20 protein-coding genes and 1 pseudogene are annotated in these 17,888 nt (G+C 70.7%); 5 read left to right on the forward strand and 16 right to left on the reverse strand.

Features of this window, described 5'->3' with window-relative positions:
- Positions 1-27: 27 nt before the first annotated feature.
- The gene (gene lipA, locus GA0074694_RS17310) at positions 28-1,071 is read right to left on the reverse strand and encodes a lipoyl synthase (protein WP_176738174.1); all 1,044 of its coding nucleotides are present in this window, start codon (positions 1,069-1,071) and stop codon (positions 28-30) included.
- A 369-nt stretch (positions 1,072-1,440) separates the two neighbouring features.
- On the opposite strand from lipA, the gene aspS reads away from it, so the two are divergent.
- Positions 1,441-2,727 carry an aspartate--tRNA(Asn) ligase gene (gene aspS / locus GA0074694_RS17315; RefSeq protein WP_091463338.1) on the forward strand — a complete coding sequence of 429 codons (1,287 nt, stop codon included), beginning with the start codon at positions 1,441-1,443 and terminating at the stop codon, positions 2,725-2,727.
- Between the two features lie 255 nt (positions 2,728-2,982).
- Here the strand turns inward: aspS and lipB are convergent, their stop codons facing one another.
- The 3 genes from lipB to GA0074694_RS33675 all read right to left on the reverse strand — a co-directional run bounded on the left by lipB (position 2,983) and on the right by GA0074694_RS33675 (position 5,681).
- Positions 2,983-3,621 carry a lipoyl(octanoyl) transferase LipB gene (gene lipB / locus GA0074694_RS17320; RefSeq protein WP_091459671.1) on the reverse strand — a complete coding sequence of 213 codons (639 nt, stop codon included), beginning with the start codon at positions 3,619-3,621 and terminating at the stop codon, positions 2,983-2,985.
- A gap of 94 nt (positions 3,622-3,715) precedes the next feature.
- The gene (locus GA0074694_RS17325; protein ID WP_091459672.1) at positions 3,716-5,539 is read right to left on the reverse strand and encodes a DUF6311 domain-containing protein; all 1,824 of its coding nucleotides are present in this window, start codon (positions 5,537-5,539) and stop codon (positions 3,716-3,718) included.
- A gap of 10 nt (positions 5,540-5,549) precedes the next feature.
- On the reverse strand, positions 5,550-5,681 hold the full coding sequence (locus GA0074694_RS33675) for a hypothetical protein (RefSeq protein WP_281190087.1): 132 nt from the start codon (positions 5,679-5,681) through the stop codon (positions 5,550-5,552).
- A 72-nt stretch (positions 5,682-5,753) separates the two neighbouring features.
- Between GA0074694_RS33675 and GA0074694_RS17330 the strand changes: the two genes are divergently transcribed.
- Entirely contained in the window at positions 5,754-6,953 is a 1,200-nt protein-coding gene (locus GA0074694_RS17330) for an extracellular catalytic domain type 1 short-chain-length polyhydroxyalkanoate depolymerase (protein ID WP_091463339.1), read from the forward strand.
- Positions 6,954-7,097: 144 nt separating this feature from the next.
- On the opposite strand, the gene GA0074694_RS17335 is transcribed toward GA0074694_RS17330, so the two are convergent.
- From GA0074694_RS17335 to GA0074694_RS17355, 5 genes and pseudogenes are all read right to left on the reverse strand, one after another.
- Entirely contained in the window at positions 7,098-8,015 is a 918-nt protein-coding gene (locus GA0074694_RS17335; RefSeq protein WP_091459673.1) for a TIGR01777 family oxidoreductase, read from the reverse strand.
- A 76-nt stretch (positions 8,016-8,091) separates the two neighbouring features.
- On the reverse strand, positions 8,092-8,436 hold the full coding sequence (locus GA0074694_RS17340; RefSeq protein ID WP_091459674.1) for an antibiotic biosynthesis monooxygenase family protein: 345 nt from the start codon (positions 8,434-8,436) through the stop codon (positions 8,092-8,094).
- A gap of 12 nt (positions 8,437-8,448) precedes the next feature.
- Complete coding sequence (locus tag GA0074694_RS31720; RefSeq protein WP_176737986.1) at positions 8,449-8,649, reverse strand: hypothetical protein; 201 nt, start codon at positions 8,647-8,649, stop codon at positions 8,449-8,451.
- 631 nt (positions 8,650-9,280) lie between these two features.
- Positions 9,281-10,502 (reverse strand): annotated as a pseudogene (locus GA0074694_RS17350) (IS110 family RNA-guided transposase).
- A gap of 244 nt (positions 10,503-10,746) precedes the next feature.
- Entirely contained in the window at positions 10,747-11,667 is a 921-nt protein-coding gene (locus GA0074694_RS17355) for an alpha/beta hydrolase (protein ID WP_091459675.1), read from the reverse strand.
- Between the two features lie 110 nt (positions 11,668-11,777).
- Here GA0074694_RS17355 and GA0074694_RS17360 point away from each other — a divergent pair, with 110 nt between their 5' ends.
- Positions 11,778-12,593: a helix-turn-helix domain-containing protein gene (locus tag GA0074694_RS17360; RefSeq protein WP_091459676.1), complete on the forward strand. Its 816-nt coding sequence runs from the start codon at positions 11,778-11,780 to the stop codon at positions 12,591-12,593.
- A 143-nt stretch (positions 12,594-12,736) separates the two neighbouring features.
- Here the strand turns inward: GA0074694_RS17360 and GA0074694_RS17365 are convergent, their stop codons facing one another.
- The 6 genes from GA0074694_RS17365 to GA0074694_RS17385 form a co-directional block, all read right to left on the reverse strand.
- Positions 12,737-12,967, reverse strand: coding sequence for a hypothetical protein (locus tag GA0074694_RS17365; protein WP_141714179.1), 231 nt, complete (start codon positions 12,965-12,967; stop codon positions 12,737-12,739).
- 211 nt (positions 12,968-13,178) lie between these two features.
- Positions 13,179-13,688 (reverse strand): AAA family ATPase, encoded by a 510-nt coding sequence (locus GA0074694_RS17370; protein ID WP_091459678.1) that lies wholly within the window; start codon positions 13,686-13,688, stop codon positions 13,179-13,181.
- 29 nt (positions 13,689-13,717) lie between these two features.
- Positions 13,718-14,125: a hypothetical protein gene (locus tag GA0074694_RS17375; RefSeq protein ID WP_091459679.1), complete on the reverse strand. Its 408-nt coding sequence runs from the start codon at positions 14,123-14,125 to the stop codon at positions 13,718-13,720.
- Between the two features lie 68 nt (positions 14,126-14,193).
- Complete coding sequence (locus GA0074694_RS31725; RefSeq protein ID WP_176737987.1) at positions 14,194-14,361, reverse strand: hypothetical protein; 168 nt, start codon at positions 14,359-14,361, stop codon at positions 14,194-14,196.
- Positions 14,348-14,692, reverse strand: coding sequence for a DUF4326 domain-containing protein (locus GA0074694_RS17380; protein ID WP_091459680.1), 345 nt, complete (start codon positions 14,690-14,692; stop codon positions 14,348-14,350). The genes GA0074694_RS31725 and GA0074694_RS17380 overlap by 14 nt, the downstream gene beginning before the upstream one ends.
- Entirely contained in the window at positions 14,689-15,468 is a 780-nt protein-coding gene (locus tag GA0074694_RS17385) for a DUF5131 family protein (protein ID WP_091459681.1), read from the reverse strand. The genes GA0074694_RS17380 and GA0074694_RS17385 overlap by 4 nt, the downstream gene beginning before the upstream one ends.
- 296 nt (positions 15,469-15,764) lie before the next feature.
- On the opposite strand from GA0074694_RS17385, the gene GA0074694_RS17390 reads away from it, so the two are divergent.
- Positions 15,765-16,394 (forward strand): recombinase family protein, encoded by a 630-nt coding sequence (locus GA0074694_RS17390; protein ID WP_091459682.1) that lies wholly within the window; start codon positions 15,765-15,767, stop codon positions 16,392-16,394.
- 498 nt (positions 16,395-16,892) lie between these two features.
- The gene (locus tag GA0074694_RS17395; RefSeq protein WP_141714180.1) at positions 16,893-17,618 is read left to right on the forward strand and encodes a hypothetical protein; all 726 of its coding nucleotides are present in this window, start codon (positions 16,893-16,895) and stop codon (positions 17,616-17,618) included.
- A 41-nt stretch (positions 17,619-17,659) separates the two neighbouring features.
- Here the strand turns inward: GA0074694_RS17395 and GA0074694_RS31730 are convergent, their stop codons facing one another.
- A complete protein-coding gene (locus tag GA0074694_RS31730) occupies positions 17,660-17,815 on the reverse strand; it encodes a hypothetical protein (protein ID WP_176737988.1) in 156 nt (51 codons plus the stop codon).
- Between the last annotated feature and the right edge of the window lie 73 nt (positions 17,816-17,888).

The raw sequence follows: 17,888 nt of genomic DNA on the forward strand, positions 1-17,888 counted from the left end.
ACGTCGACGTGTCGGGCCGGGCGGCGATCAGCCGACCGGACTGGCCGCGCGCGCGTCGAGGGCCTGCCGGTAGAGACGGCCGGCCCGGTACGACGAGCGCACCAGCGGCCCGCTCATCACCCCGGCGAACCCGATCTCCTCGGCCTCGGAGCGCAGCTCGACGAACTCCTCCGGCTTGACCCAGCGCTCGACCGGGTGGTGGCGCGGGGTGGGGCGCAGGTACTGCGTGATGGTGATCAGCTCGCAGCCCGCCTCGTGCAGGTCGCGCAGCGCCTGGGAGACCTCGGCGCGCTCCTCGCCCATGCCGAGGATCAGGTTGCTCTTGGTGACCAGACCGGCGGCGCGCGCCTGCCGGATCACGTCCAGGGAACGGTCGTAGCGGAACGCCGGCCGGATCCGCTTGAAGATCCGGGATACCGTCTCGACGTTGTGCGCGAGCACCTCCGGCCCGGACCCGAAGACCTCGGCGAGCTGGTCGGGCACCGCGTTGAAGTCCGGGATCAGCAGCTCGACGCCGCAGCCGGCCTGGAGGGCGTGGATCTGCCGGACCGTCTCGGCGTAGAGCCACGCGCCGCCGTCGGGCAGGTCGTCCCGGGCGACGCCGGTGATGGTCGCGTAGCGCAGCCCCATCGTGGCCACCGACTCGGCGACCCGGCGCGGTTCGTCGGCGTCGAAGTCGGCCGGCTTGCCGGTGTCGATCTGGCAGAAGTCGCAGCGCCGGGTGCACTGGTCACCGCCGATGAGGAAGGTGGCCTCCCGGTCCTCCCAGCACTCGTAGATGTTGGGGCACCCGGCCTCCTGGCAGACGGTGTGCAGCCCCTCCCGGGAGACCAGCCCCCGCAGGGACGTGTACTCCGGCCCCATCTTGGCCTTGACCTTGATCCACGGTGGCTTGCGTTCGATCGGCGTCTCCGCGTTGCGTGCCTCGATCCGCAGCAGGCGCCGCCCCTCCGGAGCGGCGGTCGCGGAGCGCGGAGCCTGGGTGGTGGTCGGCGCGGACTGCTCGATGGTCACGCGATCGAGCCTACGCCCGCTGGCGCCTGTCGATGCACATCGGGCGACCGGCGTCACGCCCCCGGCCACGTGAGGCCACTCACCCGGCCACCGCCGGGAAAACGCTGTCGGTGTCGACGGTGTGGCGGTAGCGTGCCCCACGAGTGACGACGGAGCCGAGTAGCGCGCCGACGACGTCAGTGCAGAGAGCCGCCGAAGTGCTGCGAGGCGGTCTGGCGGCGGTGCGTGAAGACCCTCCCGAGCTGCGGGAAGAACGGCGGCGGGACGCCCCGCGCCCAGTAGACCCCGCCCGGCTGGCCTCGGTGAAAAGGCGACGAACGAGGCTCCCGCCCACAGCGGGGGCGAAGGTGTGGTGGCACCGCGAGGTTCCCGCTCGCCCGCACCTCCCTGGGGATCGCGTTGCGATTGATCGAGGAGGTAACCAGCGTGCAACGCATCCTTTCCGCCCAACTTCCCACCCACGTCGGCGCGACCGTCCGGATCGCCGGCTGGACCCACCGTCGCCGGCTGCTCAAGTCGGTGGCCTTCCTGATCGTCCGGGACGCCGCCGGGACGGCCCAGGTGGTGGTCACCGACCCGGCCGTGCGCGCGGCCGTCGAGGCGTTGACCGAGGAGACCGTCGTCGAGGTGGTCGGCACGGTCACCGCCAACCCGACGGCCCCCGCCGGGGTCGAGCTGACCGACCCGGCGGTACGACCACTCGGCCCACCGGCCGTACCGCCGCCGTTCGACCTGTTCCGGCCGACCCTGGGCGCGACCCTGCCGACGCAGCTCGACCACGCCCCGGTGGCCCTGCGCCACCCGCGTCGGTCGGCGGCGCTGCGCGTCGCGGCGGCGGCGGTCGCCGGCTTCCGGGCCACCCTGGACGCCCGGGGCTTCGTGGAGGTCCACACCCCGAAGATCGTCGGCTCGTCCACCGAGAGCGGGGCGAACGTCTTCGCCCTGGACTACTTCGGGCGGCCAGCCTACCTGGCCCAGTCGCCGCAGTTCTACAAGCAGCTCATGGTCGGCGTCCTCGAACGCGTCTACGAGGTCGGGCCGGTGTTCCGCGCCGAGCCGCACGACACCGCCCGGCACCTGGCCCAGTACACCTCGCTCGACGCCGAGCTGGGCTTCGTCACCGACCACCGGGACGTCATGACCGTGCTCCGGGACACCCTCGCCGGGCTCCTCGACACCGTCGCCGACCGGGCCGGGCCGGCGTTGACGCTGCTCGACGCGGCCGTCCCGCCGGTGCCGGCGGAGATCCCCGCCGTGCACTTCACCGAGGCGCTGGCCATCGCGGACGCCCCGGCCGACGAGCCCGACCTCGCCCCGGCGCACGAACGGGCACTGGGCGAGTGGGCCCGGCGTGAACACGGCTCCGACTTCCTCTTCGTCACCGGGTACCCGATGGCGAAACGCCCCTTCTACACCCACCCCGACCCGGCCCGCCCGGCCCACTCGAACGGGTTCGACCTGCTGTTCCGGGGCGTCGAGCTGGTTACCGGCGGGCAGCGGCTGCACCGGCACGCGGACTACCTGGCGGCGTTGGCCGAACGGGGCGAGCCGGTCGAGCCGTACGCGGACTACGTCGACGCGTTCCGGCACGGCATGCCGCCGCACGGCGGCTTCGCCATCGGCCTGGAACGCCTGGTCGCCCGCCTCGTCGGAGCGGCCAATGTCCGCGAGGTGACCGCCTTCCCCCGCGACCTGCACCGGCTGACGCCGTAGCCCTCGTGTACCGCACCGCCCCGGCCGCCCGCCACCGGTCCGGCGTGGTGTGCGGCGGGGTGGGGTGGAAGCAGGGGACCCCTGTTACCGGATTTTGGTGAGGAGGGGTCCCCTGCAACCACCCCGGGCGCACCGACGCGGCCCTGCGGCGGCCACGCGACGCAGCGCGGCAGCGGCAGCGGCGGTGGCAGCGGGAGTGGTAGCGGAAGCGGCACCGGCCGTGATGGCCGTGGTGGAGCGGGAGGAAGGGTGGGCTCAGCCGAGCAGGGTGGGCAGGTGCCGCTCGACCACCGGAAGCGCGTCGGCCACGGTGACCGGGCGGCCCAGCTCGGCGCTGAGCGAGGTGACCCCCGCGTCCCGGATACCGCACGGCACGATCCGGTCGAAGTACGTCAGGTCGCAGTCGCAGTTGAGCGAGAAGCCGTGCTGGGTGACGCCCCGGGAGACCCGGATGCCGATGGCCGCGACCTTGCGGGCCGGACCCCTGTCGTCGGCCGGCACCCAGACCCCGCTGCGTCCCTCCACCCGGTCGGCGGCCAGCCCGAGTTCGGCGCAGACGTCGATCAGCAGCTGCTCGGTCCGGCGTACGTAGGCGACCACGTCCACCGGGTCGGGCAGCCGCACGATCGGGTAGCCGACGAGCTGACCCGGCCCGTGCCAGGTGATCTTGCCGCCGCGGTCCACGTCGATCACCGGGGTGCCGTCCATCGGACGGTCCCAGGGCTCGGTGCGCTTGCCGGCGGTGTAGACGCTCGGGTGCTCCAGCAGCAGCACGGTGTCGGGGCTCGCCCCGGCCACCACCGCCTCGTGCAGCCGACGCTGCTCGTCCCAGGCAGCCTGGTAGTCGAGGGAACCCGCACGGACAGCGGTCAGGCCGGACGTCGTCGTGGTCACGTCGTCCAGCGTAGTACCGGCCGGACCCGCCGCCCCCGGTGAGCCGGCTCACCCGGCCCGCCGCGGTCGGGCCGGCGGGGCGTCCGGCTCGGGCTCACGCCGGTGGGATCTTCCACAGCCAGACGTCGCGGACCCGCTGGGGAGGACCGAGCAGCTCGGTGGCCGCCCGGCGCAGCGACTCCTCGTCGAGGTCGTACTTCGCGCCGTGCACCCGGTCGGCGAGGACCACGGCCTCGACCCGCCAGCGCCGCAGGTCCTCCCGGATCAGCTCCCGGGTGCCCTCGGTGACGATCGGCACCCGTCCGGTCCGTCCGGCCTGGTCCATCAGCGAGTCGAAGGTACGCGGCACCGGCCCGATCCGACCCCGCCCGTCCGGTCCGCCGGGGCCGAGGAAGAAGCCGGCCGGCAGGGCGAACTCCCCCTGCCGGTGGGACAGGGCGTACGCCTGCCAGCGCTGCCCGTCCGGGGTGACGTCCACGGTCAGCGGGATCGGGGTCAGCACGCCGCCGGGGGAGACGTGCTCGCGCCAGGTGCCGGTGGTGATGAAGTCCGGGATCGGCTCCCGGGCGACGGTCAGCAGCGGGGTGGGCACCAGCGGCAGCAGCGCCACGGCGTACCCGACCGCCCAGGCCAGCCCGGTCGACCGGTGCCGGGGTGGATCGGTGCGCAGCCGGTCGACGGTGTACGCCAGCAGCAGCCCGATCACCGGGGCGACCACCAGCGCCAACCGGGCGGGCAGCGCGGCGTTGATCACCGGTAGTCGGCCCAGCCACTCGAAGGGCAGCGTGACGCCCGTCCGCTCGCCGTCGACGACGGCCTGCGGCCCCCAGGAGAGCACGGTGAACACCACGGCGGTCACCCCGAGCGCGAGGAGGGTGGCCCGGCGGGCGGCGACGGCGTGTCGCCAGAGGAAGACGAAGCAGGCCAGGGCGAGCAGCAGCAACGGGATGCCGAAGAACGAGTTCTCCTCGGTCGGGTTCGGGGCCAGCGAGGTGCCGAGACCGGCCTCGCCCGCCACCGACCGGCGCGGGTACGCCAGGTACGCCGCCATGTCCTCGGAGTGGACCACCGGGTCGAACCCGGTGCCGTGGAACCGCTGCGGCCCGGCGAAGTGCAGCCAGAGCGGGTACGCCAGCAGCACCCCGGCGACCACGGCGGTGACCGCGGTGCCGCGCAGGAAGTCCGGCAGCGCGGCCCGGACCGTGGCCCGGTTCGCCGGGTGCGCCGCCCAGACGGCCAGGAAGACGGCGAGAGCGAGCGCGGTGAAGAACAGCCCCTCGGCGGCGATCGAGAACGCGACCGCTACCAGCACCCCGAAGATCACCCCGTTGCGCAGCCAGCGGCCCGGCTGACGGAGCGCGAACAGCCGCCAGACCAGCAGCGGCACCAGCCAGCCGGCGGTCCAGTTCAGGTGCGCGTTGGCGTGCGAGATCATGCCGGGGGAGAAGGCGATCACCAGTGCCCCGGCACCGGCGGCGAGCCGGGTGCGCACCAGGTGGCGGGAGAGCAGCCAGTACCAGGCCAGCGCGGTCGCGGCCAGGTTGAGGGTGAGGATCACCAGGAACGTCGCGGGCGGGCCGATCAGGTACGTCAGCGGCGCGAACACCGCCGCGTACACGGTGATCGAGGTGTTGACCGCGAGGTTGACCCCGTCCGGGACGTTGAGCAGGTACGTGAAGAGCGGGTTGTCGCCGTGGGTGAGCGCGTGCGCGCCGAAGGCCAGCAGCCACTCGAAGAGCGCCTGGTCGCTGGAGTTGACGGTGATCGCCCGTCCGTTCGGGTCCCACCAGAGTCCGCTGGTCACCCAGACCGCCAGGACGAGCGCGACCAGCGTCATCACCAGGTCCGCCCGCCGGCTCCGGGTCGGTGCGGACGACGGTGCGGGTGGCCCGGTGACCAGGGACGGGGAAGTCGGCACGGAGCGGACGTTACCAACCGTCCGGGGACAGACCGGCCGGACACGGAACCTCCGGGAGCGCGGCGGTGGGCGGGGCGAGGGCGACCGGGGCGTCGTCACCTGTCCACACGTCGAGGATGGTGAATGTGTGAACGGCGGCCATGTCACGTCTTCGTCATCGGGGCGTAACGTCGCGGCAATTCTTGGTGACCCAGTTCACAATGTGGAGGCCGCCGTGCGTCGACCCCCGTCCGTCCTCACCCGGTTGGCCGCCGCGCTGGCCGGAGCCGTCCTCGCCGTCACGGCGGCCGCCATGGTCGCCGCACCCGCGCAGGCCGCCAGCCTGACCCCGGTCACCGGGTTCGGTTCCAACCCCGGCAACCTCGCCATGTACGCCTACCGGCCGGACGGCCTGCCGGCCGGGGCCCCCGCCGTGGTGCTGCTGCACGGCTGTGCGCAGAACGCCGCCGGCTACTTCACCAACTCCGGCTGGCGCAAGTACGCCGACCAGTGGCAGTTCGCGCTGATCCTGGCCGAGCAGAGGTCCGGCAACAACTCCAGTTCGTGTTTCAACTGGTTCGAGACCGGCGACACCACCCGGGGTCAGGGTGAAGCGCTGTCCATCAAGCAGATGATCGACCACGCGAGGGCCGACTACGGCATCGCCGCGAACCGGGTGTACGTCAGCGGCCTCTCCGCCGGGGGTGCGATGACCGCCACCATGCTCGCCACGTACCCGGACGTCTTCGCCGGCGGCTCGATCGTCGCGGGTGTGCCGTACCGCTGCGCCACCAGCATGATCAACGCGTTCTCCTGCATGAACCCGGGTGTGAACAAGACCCCCGCCCAGTGGGGCGATCTGGTCCGTGCCGCCCACCCCGGCTACACCGGTGCCCGGCCGAAGGTGGCGATCTGGCACGGCACCGCCGACTACACCGTGGCCACGGCGAACGCCACCGAGTCCCGCGACCAGTGGACCAACGTGGCCGGTGTCTCGCAGACCCCCACCGGCACCACCACGCTGCCCGCCGGCACCACACTGGAGACCTACGGCAACGACCTGGTACGCGTCTACCGGGTCTCCGGCATGGGGCACGGGACCGCGGTCGACCCGGGCAGCGGCACCGACCAGTGCGGCACCGCGGCAGCGTACTTCCTGGACACCATCTGTTCGGCGTACCGGGACGCGCTCTGGTTCGGCCTCGACGGAGGTTCCAGCGGCCCGGTCCCGACCGCCAGCCCCACGTTGTCTCCGACGGCCGCCCCCACCTGCGTCACCGCCAGCAACTACGCGCACGTCACCGCCGGCCGCGCCTACCAGTCCGGCGGGTACGCCTACGCGGTCGGCTCGCAGCAGCGGATGGGGCTGTACAACACCTTCACCAGCACCACCCTCAAGCAGACCGCCCCGAGCTACTGGGTGATCGGCTGCTGAGGTGGCTGAGGTGTTTGCAGGGGTCCCTTCCTACCGCTTTCTGTCGAGGAGGGGGCCCCTGCATCCACCCTCGGAGGGCGCGGCCCGACCGGGGCGGGGAACAGGGCGGGGAACGGGGCGGGGGGACGGGGCGGAGGCGGACGGCTATTCGTGCAGGGCGGCGTGCAGGGCGCTCGGCAGGTCCGGGTGGCGGAAGGGGAAACCGGAGCGGTAGGGGCGGCCGGCCCGGGTCAGCACCCCGGGCAGAACCCGGGCACTGGTCAACGCCTCCTGGGCGAAGCCGCCCAGTGCGATTCTCAACGCCACCGCCGGGATCGGCATGACCGCCGGCCGGTGCAGTTGCCGCGCCAGTTCCCGGGTGAACTCCGCGTTCCGGACCGGGTTCGGGCCGACGACGTTCACCGGGCCGGCCACGTCGACCCGGTCGAGCAGGTGGACCACCGCGTCGAGCCAGTCGACCATCGAGATCCACGGTATCCACTGCCGGCCGTTGCCCAGCTTTCCGCCGACGCCGAGCCGGAACGGGAGGAGCTGCGGCTTGAGCAGGCCGCCGTCGCGGTGCAGCGGCAGCCCGGTACGCAGCCGCACCACCCGTACCCCGGCATCCTCGGCCGGGCGGGTCGCCGCCTCCCACACCCGGACGACGTCCGCGAGGAAGCCCTCACCCGCCGGGGCGTCCTCGTCCACGGCCCGGTCGCCCGTGTCGCCGTACCAGCCGACGGCCGAGCCGTTCAGCAGCACCGTCGGACGGTCCTCGGCGGGCAGCCCGGCCATGGTGATGGCGAGGGTGCTCGTGCTCTCCACCCGGCTCGACCGGATCAGCGCCCGGTACGCGTCGTTCCAGCGCTTGTCGCCGACCCCCGCGCCGGCCAGGTTGACCACCGCGTCGACCCCCGCCACCACGGCCGGGTCGAGCTGCGCGGTTCGGGGGTCCCACCGCACCTCGCCGGAGCCGCGTGGGGTACGGCGTACCAGTCGGGTGATCTCGTGCCCGTCGTCGGCGAGCCGGGCGGCCAGTCGGGTGCCCAGGAAGCCGGACGCACCGGCCATGAGGATCCGCATGCCCCATCTTCGCCCAGATCCGGTGTCGCCGGACGAGGGTGGTGGCGAACGACCCACCCGGGCGGGTCGTCCCCGCTCAGGGCGCGCGGTGATGGGTGCTGCGGACCTCGTACAGCTTCGGGTCGCTCTGCTCGACGAGCGCGCCGATCTCGGCCAGGTGCGGACGGGCCTCGGGCATCCGGAGCATCGCCTGGAAGTGCGCCGCGCTGGCCCACTGCGCGTAGTTGACCACGCGGGTGCCGTCCTGGCTGGCGTGCACGGTGGCCGACCGGAATCCCGGCACCGTGGCGAAGAAGGCCCGGGTGGTCCGGTCGAGGGCCTGGACCAGTTCAGCCTGCCGTTCGGGCGCCACGGTGAACACGTTGATCAACGTGACCAGGTCGGCGTCGGTGCTGATGACGGTCTGTGCGGTGGTCGACATCGTTCGTCCTCGTCAGCCGGAGGGGTCGGTCGGAAGGGGGAGACCCAGCAGGTCCGCCGTGCTGGCGCTGGTCGGGTCGAGGGCGTTGAGGGCCGCGACGAGCTTCTTCTCCTCGTACGTGAAGTGCGACTCCAGGACGGCGGCCAGGCCGTCCAGTTCGGCCCGTACGGCGGCCGGGTCCGGTCGCGGAACGGCACCGGCCAGCTCCGTCACCCGGCGCCGGATGCCTCGACCTGCTGGTGGTCCCAGGCCAGTTCCGTCAGGACGGGCGCGAGCTGCGGCACCTGCTGGGGTGCCAGTAACGAACGTGTCGCCAGCCGCCAAAAAGTTGATCTTGTTTCTGGGTAGTGCGCAGCTGCTCGGAGGGTGACCAGGATGATCACTCGTGAGCCGTCACCGAGCGACTGTAGCGTTTACCCCCCGCTCACCGGGCACCTTACCGGGCGGGTCTTACATGACGGCCTGACCTGCGACGCGACGCCCTCAGAAACCTGGCGCGAGGCGCCCGGTGAAGGACCCTCTAACGGGACACCAGCACGAACACCTCTCGACTGCGGCCACGCCGTCAACCAAGATCAACAATTTGGCGGCTGGTGACACCTTCGTTACCGGCACCCCCAGTAGGCCCGCCGGTAGTTTCCGGACCAAAAACAACTCCAACGCTGGTCAAGGACGTGATGGGGACCCAAGTTCCCGGGGCGTTCGTACCGTGCCGCGACCAGGGTTGGCGTTGTTTTTTCGCTGGAAACTACGGCGAGGCCCGGACGTGGGGCTCGCCGACCACGAGCAATGTGCTCGTGAGCGGCGAGTGTTCCCCGGGTCAGACATCCCTGGACGTTGAATGTCAAGCGGCGAGGTCGTGGTGGCGGTGTGACCATGCGGTTGCCTGGTCGTAGTGGCTGGTGGTCTTGAGGCAGCCATGGAGGATGCCGACGAGCCGGTTGCCGACCTGGCGGAGGGCGGCGTTGTGGCTGACGTCGCGTGCTCTGAGTTGGTCGTAGTAGGCGCGTACGGCCGGGTCGTGGAGGATCGCGCAGCTTGCTTGGAGGTGGAGGGCGTCGACGAGTCGGTCGTTGTGGACGAACCGGGCGTGGACCGTCCGCATCTTGCCGGATTGTCGGGTGATCGGTGAGGTTCCGGCGTAGTTCTTACGGGCCTTCGCGCTGATGTAGCGGCCGTGGGGCGTCCCCGAACTCGGCGAGCACCCGGGCGCCGAGAACGGCGCCGATGCCGGGCTGGCTGAGGATGATCTCAGCGTCCGGGTGCCGGCCAAAATGGGCCTCGACCTCGCCTTCGAGAGTTCTGATCTCGGTGTTGAGCGTGGTGATGACCGCGGCCAGCGCTCGGACGGTCGAGGCGTAGGCGGCGGTGACGAGGCCTGCCTGGCCAAGTTGCTCGCTGCGCAGCGCCTGCTGGATGGTCGCGGCCTTGCCGGGGATGTCACGACGGCCCTTGAGCGCCGCGCTGATCTGACTGATCGTCAGTTTCGTAGCCGCCGTCGGGGTCGGGGCCTTGACCAGCAACGCCAACACTGCGTCCGAGGTCAGGCCGAGGGGTTTGAACGCCTCCAGCGCGGCGGGGAAGTAGTCGCGCAGCGCGACCCGCAGCCGGAGCATGTGCCGGGTCCGTTCCCACAGCAGCGTCTGATGCGCGCGTGTGACGACCTTGACGGCCTCGGCGACCTCAGAATCACCAGCGACCTCTCGCAGCTGGTGGCGGCGGGTGCGGATCATGTCCGCCAGCGCGTGCGCGTCGCCCTTGTCGCTCTTGGCTCCCGAACTGCCGAGGATCTCGCGGTGCCGGGCGGCCTGCTTGGGATCCACCCCGAACACCCGATATCCCGCCGCCCGCAGTGCCCGTACCCACGGGCCCCGGTCGGTCTCGATGCACACCAGCACATCCGCCGGTTCTGGGTCCTCGGGCACGAACCGTCCCACCAGCTCGTGGAACCGGGACATCCCGACCATCCCCTCGGGCAGCCGCACCCGTTTGAGGACCTTGCCGTCCTGGTCCTGCACCTCCATATCGTGGTGATCCTCAGCCCAGTCATCCCCGACGAACAACACGCCAACCTCCATGATCGACGACGGTTCCAGCAGAGCCCGCAGGAGCCAGTCAGCGACCTAATGGACAAGACAAGTGCTCACGCCACCACTGGGCGTGCACGACATCCCATCAGCGATCAAGACCCCTGACCACCGGTGAGGGCACGATCTGACCCTAGGACTCAAGATCCAGGCGGAGAGAGTGCTCACCCACCAGCGGCTACCAGGCACCGAGTCTGCCAGCGGCTGACCCGATAGCTCCCTCTTAGGCGGTGTGCTGGATGATCCAGTCGAGCATGGGCCGCGGGTTGCGCTGGAACTGGAGGTAGCCGTCCCAGCGGCGCTTGCTGCCTTCGATCCAGTGCAGGTGCTTGTCTTTCGTGGGCATCGCGTCGTACATCGACTGCACGTCGTGCGGGGTGACGAGGTTGTCGTCGCGGATCTGGTAGATGAACGTCGGCACGCTGACCGCGCCGGCCCACGGCACCGGGTCCTGCGCGTCGAATCCGAGGCCGGTCACCAGCTGGATGCGGCGGTCGAGTTCGTCCACACGCACTGCGGGGATGCCCATGAGGCCGAGCTGGTGGGTCATGATGACCTTGGTGGTCACCGGCTGGGCGGCCACGAGAGAGTCGATGCCCTCGAACGCGGCCGGGTCCTGGTAGGCGGCCGCGAACGTCGCGTTTGCGCCGAGGCAGCGGCTGAACAGGCTGATCCGCATCGAGCTGGTGTCGGGGCGGGTGCGTGCGTAGGTGAGGGAGCCGATGACGTCGCGGGCCTCGTAGATGCCGCTGGAGGTGATACCGCCGTTCGCGGACCCGCTGAAGCCGTGGTTACGCAGGTCATAGGTGAGGACGTTGTAGCCCGCGTCGTGCAGGATCTGGTAGTCCGGCATGAAGGGGATCTCGATGTTGTTGCCGCTGGGCGCCCAGATCGAGCACCACGGATCGAGGTGGCTGGGCAGGCCGGTGCGGGTGAAGCCCATCGGGTGGTTCGCGATGACGAGCTTGTCGCTGGCGGCGGGGAGGAACCAGCCTTCCAGCGGCACTCCGTCGCTGGCGGGGAAGGTCACGTCCTCGTACGCCAGCCCAAGGTCGCCGGGGGTACCGATGACCGGAGCGCGCTGGCTGCCGCGGAAATTGGCGGCGATCGTGTCGAGGACCTTGGATATTTGTTCTTCGTCCATGCGTCCAGCCTCATCTGCGTGACCAGGCCCGAACCAGGGGACGCTAACCCCTCCCTTGGGGCAGCCGATGCGTTGGAAACGCCGGTGCTGGTCCCGCATACTGGGCTGCGATGAATCTTCCGGAGCTCGGCGCGTTCTTGCGCTCACGTCGCGACAGGGTGCGCCCCGCCGACGTGGGGCTGCCGACGGGTTCCCGCAGGCGGGTGACAGGCCTGCGCCGGGATGAAGTAGCCGAACTTGCGCACGTCTCCACCGACTACTACATCGAGATCGAGCGCGGAACGGCTCAACCTTCATCGGCAGTTCTCGATGCCTTCGCTGAGGTGCTCAGAATGAGTGATGATGAGCGCGCTCACGCGTTCACCCTTGCTGGGCGGCGCCAGCCGCGCCGCTCGTCCAGGGCGGCCCTGCACCCCGCTATGCGGGATCTTCTGGGCCGTTTCGGGGACGACATTCCCGCCTACGTCACCACGGATCTGCAAATCGTTCTCGCGCAGAATGACGCGGCAGCCGAACTGCACGGCCCAGTTCCCGAGTCTTCGGAGCTGACGGACAGCTACGTGTATCGGTGGTTCCTTGATCCGGCCGTGCGGGCACAGTTCGATGAAAGCTACCACGAAGTGGAAGCCGAAGCGCTCATCGCAGATCTGCGGATAGGTGTCGCTCGCCGCGGACCGGGTGATCCTGACGCGAGAGCGCTGATCGAGGTGCTCACCGCGCACAGCTCCTGGTTCGCACGGCTGTGGGCTCAGCAGGACGTCGCCATCCGCCGGAGCGAGACGAAGAGACTGCGCCATCCCGAGCGCGGTCTGATCGACTACGACTGCTACGCGTTGCTCAGCGAAGACGGACAGGAACGACTCATCTGGTACGTACCTGCAAAGATTTCCATGGCGGGTGCGGCGGACGACAGACGCGTGGGGTAGTTGGCCACCCACACCAGAGGCCCGCCGGTAGTTTCCGGACCAAAAACAACTCCAACGCTGGTCAAGGACGTGATGGGGACCCAAGTTCCCGGGGCGTTCGTACCGTGCCGCGACCAGGGTTGGCGTTGCTTTTTCGCTGGAAACTACGGCGAGGCCCAGTAGGCCAACGTCCGGGCTTCCTCGCGGGCGTGACGGGCCTCGAAGCTCCAGTCGTCCCCGGCGTACCCAGCGGCAGGGTCGACTTCCAGGGCGGCGATCGCTTCCGGGGGGATCGGCGGCCTCGGCTGCTGGCGCACCTGGCGCAGCGCTCGCGCGTAGGGGATTCCGTCGCGGGCCGCGAGTTCTCGGGCGGCGCGTTTGTCCTTGTCCACCATGACGTGTCCTGTCCGGCCGAAACCCACCCTCTCGGCCGCGGCGTCCATGGGTGTGCGGGAAGAGAGCTGCTGCCTCGCACGTGGCTGTGCCGCTTGTCGTCGTTGCCCTGGACGCGGCGTGGGCGCATCAACTGGGCTCGGAGTCGGGCCGGTGCATCGACCTGCCCGGCATCGTAGCCGTGGGCACCGACAATCTCGCAGTCCGCGCTGGTCAGCCGACCCGAACCACCCGGGCGAAGCCCTCGGCGGTCAGAGTGGCCAGGCTGTCCAGGGTGCGCTGGTGCTGGTTGCGCACGACGGAGTCGGGCACGGCGCGGCCCCACCGCCGGCCGGGCAGGGCTGCGGGGCGGTGGCGCTGCCGGTCAAGGCACGTCTCCAGCGGGGTGCCGAACACCACGGCGGCGGCGGGCACCTGGTGGCGGGCTGCGGCCGAGAGCAGCTCGGCGCGCTCGGTCAGCACGCCGTTGGTCGCGTCGACCACGGTGGTCAGCCGGCGCGACAGACGCGCGTTCACGATCGTCACGAGCAGGGCCACCGCGTCGGCGGTGGCGTCCTGGTCGCACTCGTCGTCGGCCACCACGGCGCGCAGCCCGTCCAGGCTGACCACCTGCGACGGCCGGTAGCGGGCTGCGGCCCAGGTGGACTTGCCAGCGCCGGCCGCGCCGATCAGCACCACCAGCTCCGGACCGCTGTCAGTGAGTTCCATGTCGTCCCTGGCCATGGTCGGTTCCTCCTGGTGACGGTAGGGGGTCAGCTGGCGATGCGGTGCTGGGCGGGACGGCCGGTGTCCCAGTCGACGGGGCCACCTCGATAGATCCGGTAGGGGCGGCCCTCACGGGCGGCCCGCACGCGGGCTCGGTGGTCCATGTCGGCCAGGCGGGCGGCGACCCGCTGCTCACGGGTGGCGCGGGGCTCGTCGAACTCGGCCCACGTGCCGTGCAGGTCGTTGACGTCGGCGTCGTACCGGCCGCGGAGGTACGCCTCGGTGGCGATGGCGAGTACCTGCTCGGCGGTGTAGAGCTGCGGTGCCATCGGGTCCACCCTGCGGTAGGTCGTCGTCCTGGGCTCCGCCATGCCGGGGCTGCTGGTCGCGGGCAAGGGCTGCCCCAGGTCGACGTCCTGCGACAGGGACCGCTGGCGGTAGAGCACGGCGGGCACGTCTCGCACCTGTCGCACACGCGGGGCGGGCCGGGGCTGGTGGGCCCCGGCCCTGCCGCTGGTGACGGTTACTTCTGGTGCTCCGTGTTCCACGCCTCCGCGCACGTCTTGTGGCACGGCACGCCCTTGGGACTGCGGCTGATGGCGGGCTTCCCGCAGATCACGCACGGTTCCGGGTCGCCGACGGTGCAGTGCCGCCAGTCGAGCACCGTCGGCTGGGCGTCACGTCGCGCCATGGCCGGCCGCCTGCGCGGGCGGGTCGGTGAGAGCGCGCAGCACGTCCTGCGGGCTGGCGCCGGCGGCCACCGCGGCGAGCACATCGCCGTGGCAGGGTTGCCCGACCGGGCACCAGCACACGAGGGTCTTCCCGGCCAGCGCCGCGCGGGCGGCGGCCACCAGGTCCGGGCGGACGTCGAGCAGCTGCGCGTACGCCTGCACCGCGGCGGCCCGGTCGCCGTCGACCACCACGACCGGGTTCCCCCACCGGGTCGGCCGGCCGACGTAGACGGCGCCGGCGGGCATCCGCCACCCGGCGGTACGCCGGCGTTGGATCCGGGCCGGCTTCACCGCGCCACCGCCCCGACCGGGGCCGGGTAGGTGCGGACCCGAAGGTCGGCCGGCCAGTGCGTCCAGTCGCCGCCCTTGCTGTCGGCGCCGTGCTGCCGGGCCCACGCCGCGCCGAGCTGCTTGACGAACGGGGCGGTGTCGCACCTGTCGCACATGGCGAGCAGGTCCCGCACCCACGCCAGGGACATCGGGCGGGCGCCGGGCCCGGACTCGCCGCCGGCGATGAGCCAGTCGATCCCGGCCAGGTCCAACCCGTCGAGCGGGCCGAGCAGGGGCTCGGCGGAGATGAACCGGACGGCGGCCGGCACGGCGCGCAGCTCGTCGACGCGGCCGAGGTAGTCGGCGTTCTCGACGCTGACCCCCACCCACAGGTTCGACGGCCACGACAGCCGCGGGGCGACCCGGGGGAACCGGCCGGCCCGCTTGGTCAGCACCATGTACGTGTGCTGCGGGGTCGCGGCCATCACCTCGAACACCTGCTGCACGAACGCCAGCGGCACCCGCGCGTGGAACAGGTCGCTCATCGAGTTGACGAAGATCCGCTCCGGGCGGCGCCACCCGAGCGGGTCGGTAAGGGTGTCCGGGTGCAGGGTCAGCCCGAACCCGGAGCCGGACGTGGCCGGGTGGCCGTCCACCTGGTACTTCGCCGACCCCATCGCCTTGAGACGGCGGGCCATCGTCAGCGCGTAGCACTTGTCGCACCCCGGCGAGACCCGGTCGCATCCGGTCGTCGGGTTCCACACGGCGGTGGCCCATTCGATGCTGGTGTCAGCCATTCGGCTGCTCCTTGGCCCATGACTAACGATCTTGCGGAAACTGGCGCTAAGGGCGGTCGTTCTGTGGATGGCTCGCCCTGCCTCGCCGGGAGGCCATCTTCTGCGCTTGGGCTATCCCAGGCCGCCAGGTTCCTGATCCTGGCAACTGGTGGGGGCTCTGCTGTCCGTTAGGGGAACCCTCAACGGACACGCCGGCGGCCGTGGCACGAGACGCGCCTACCAGCGACAGGTGCTGTCACAGATAGGGTGTCCGGTGATCTGTCCGGTGATGGGGGGCTATCCGTTACGCTGCGGCCGTGACCGCCGTGCTGATCGGATACGCCCGCTGCTCCACTGACAAGCAGGACCTGGAAGCGAACAGACAGATCTTGCTCGACCTCGGGGTGCCGGCCGAACGGATCTACCTCGACCGGGCGTATTCCGGCACCACCCGCGCCCGGCCCGGCTTGGACCAAGCCCTCGCCGCCGTGCGGACCGGCGATACCCTGGTGGTGCCCAAGCTCGACCGGCTCGCCCGTTCCGTGCCGGACGCCCGGCAGATCGGTGACTCCCTCGCCGCGCGCAGCATCCGGCTGCAGCTGGGCACGATGGTCTACGACCCGACCGACCCGATGGGCAAGATGTTCTTCAACATCTTGGCCACGTTCGCCGAGTTCGAGGTCGACCTGCTGCGGATGCGGACCCGGGAGGGCATGGCCATCGCCCGGGCCAAGGGCAAACTCAAGGGCCGGGCGCCGAAGCTGTCGGCCACCCGGCAGGCGCATCTGCTCAAGCTGCACGCCGCCGGGGAGCACGCCATCGTCGAGCTGGCCGAGTTGTTCGAGGTGTCGCGGCAGACGGTGTACCGGGTGCTGGAGCGTGCTCAGGCCACCGCGACGATAGCTTCTCACCCCGTGGACGCGGTAAGGCGAGAGCATGAGCAGTAGAGCCGTTGGGGTATCGCGCTGGTGGCGGTGGGCATGCTGATCGCCGTACTGAATGTCGACAGGGTCGGACGCGACCATGTCGCCATGCTGCTCTCCCTGGAGCTGGTGATCGTCGGCTCGGCGTTCGTGGCGTCCCGGCAGCAGTGAGCCGGCTCGCAGAGAGTCGAATGCAGGTCTGACGGCGAATCTCCCGGAACGCGTCAGATGACTCGCCCACCGACGGTTGGCCCTTTGAGTAGATGGTGCCAGACGTAATGGCAGTTAGAAACTCCCATGCCTCTATGCCTTGTGGCAGCATCGGCCGGGCCTACATCACATTAGGGAGGGTGATCAATGCGAAGAGTGATGCACCGGGTGGGACGTCGCGCAAGCGTGGTCCTACTCGTTGTCGCTTCCGTCCTGGCCGTAACCGTTGCGCCCGCTGCTGCGTAGGACCGACAGGGCGAGGCCGATCCTGCTGCATCCTCCGACCTCTTCCGCGCCGACGAGCGAGGTGCCTTGGCGAGGTTGGCCCTGGCGAAGTCGAATCCGCCGCAGACCACGGCCGCCATCGTCTATGCCGACATCAACTGCTACAACGTTCCCACCATGTACGTGAAGGACAAGGGGTGGGGAGTCGACGCCCAGGCCAACCAGCAACTGGAGGTCTTCCGGGACCTCTTCATCGACGGCCAGTGGTGGAAGACCACGACGGACTGGCCGTACACCTCGTCAACCGGGTCGTGGAGCACGCCGACCGGGCCTGATCCGCAAGCGGCACATGCTGTGGGTGACGGCGTACTACAAGGCGACCAACGGGTACATCGGCCGGGCCACCGACTACTGCGACATGTAGTCAGCGGCCAGTGCGGCGCCCCGACCGGTGCGGCGATGGGAGCGATGATGATCGACGAGAACCCCGCCAACGATCCGACCCGCCAGTGGGTGGTCGGCGGTCCGGATGTGGCGTTCGACGCTCGGGCACTGCTGCGCAAGCTCAGCAGCACCGGCCGCGACATCGTCGGCCACCTCGCCGCGCGCCCCGGGCGGCCAGCCACCGCGAGCGACGTCGCGGCCGCCATCGGCGTGCCAACGCGGGATGTCGAGGACGGCGTCGCCTGGATCAACAAACTCGCCGAGGCGTTGGGCTACCTGCCTCTGGTGGTCCGCTCCGACTCCGCGCTGCTCATGTCCGCCGACGCCAGTGATGTCGCGCGGCAGGCGCTGATCGACGCGCAACGCTGACCCATCGTCCGGCCGGCGAGCAGCAAGCCATCTGACGAGGCTTACTGCTCGCCGGCGGATTCGCTCCTTTGGCGCCGGGCGTGAAGCCGTCGACGGATCCGGCCCGGCCACCAGAACAGCGCCAGCAGCACCACAGCCACCACCACGGCGGGCAGGAGCAGGCGCAGCGCGGAGATCAGCAGCGTCGGAAAGTCCATGATCGCCTGCTTCCGGGTCTTTGTGTCTAAGGTCTCCAGCGTACCGGCCGATGGCGCCAACAGTTCCTCTCCG

This window comes from Micromonospora inyonensis (genome assembly GCF_900091415.1).
GTDB lineage: Bacteria > Actinomycetota > Actinomycetes > Mycobacteriales > Micromonosporaceae > Micromonospora > Micromonospora inyonensis.

Excerpts from the sequence above, each read along its gene's own strand:
- GA0074694_RS17340 (WP_091459674.1), bottom strand. The coding sequence starts at position 8,436 with ATGTCGACCACCGCACAGACCGTCATCAGCACCGACGCCGACCTGGTC.
- GA0074694_RS17360 (WP_091459676.1), top strand. The coding sequence starts at position 11,778 with ATGAATCTTCCGGAGCTCGGCGCGTTCTTGCGCTCACGTCGCGACAGG.
- GA0074694_RS17365 (WP_141714179.1), bottom strand. The coding sequence starts at position 12,967 with ATGGTGGACAAGGACAAACGCGCCGCCCGAGAACTCGCGGCCCGCGAC.
- GA0074694_RS17370 (WP_091459678.1), bottom strand. The coding sequence starts at position 13,688 with ATGGCCAGGGACGACATGGAACTCACTGACAGCGGTCCGGAGCTGGTG.
- GA0074694_RS17335 (WP_091459673.1), bottom strand. The coding sequence starts at position 8,015 with ATGCGGATCCTCATGGCCGGTGCGTCCGGCTTCCTGGGCACCCGACTG.
- GA0074694_RS31725 (WP_176737987.1), bottom strand. The coding sequence starts at position 14,361 with ATGGCGCGACGTGACGCCCAGCCGACGGTGCTCGACTGGCGGCACTGC.
- GA0074694_RS31730 (WP_176737988.1), bottom strand. The coding sequence starts at position 17,815 with ATGGACTTTCCGACGCTGCTGATCTCCGCGCTGCGCCTGCTCCTGCCC.
- GA0074694_RS33675 (WP_281190087.1), bottom strand. The coding sequence starts at position 5,681 with ATGGCCGCCGTTCACACATTCACCATCCTCGACGTGTGGACAGGTGAC.
- GA0074694_RS17385 (WP_091459681.1), bottom strand. The coding sequence starts at position 15,468 with ATGGCTGACACCAGCATCGAATGGGCCACCGCCGTGTGGAACCCGACG.
- GA0074694_RS17355 (WP_091459675.1), bottom strand. The coding sequence starts at position 11,667 with ATGGACGAAGAACAAATATCCAAGGTCCTCGACACGATCGCCGCCAAT.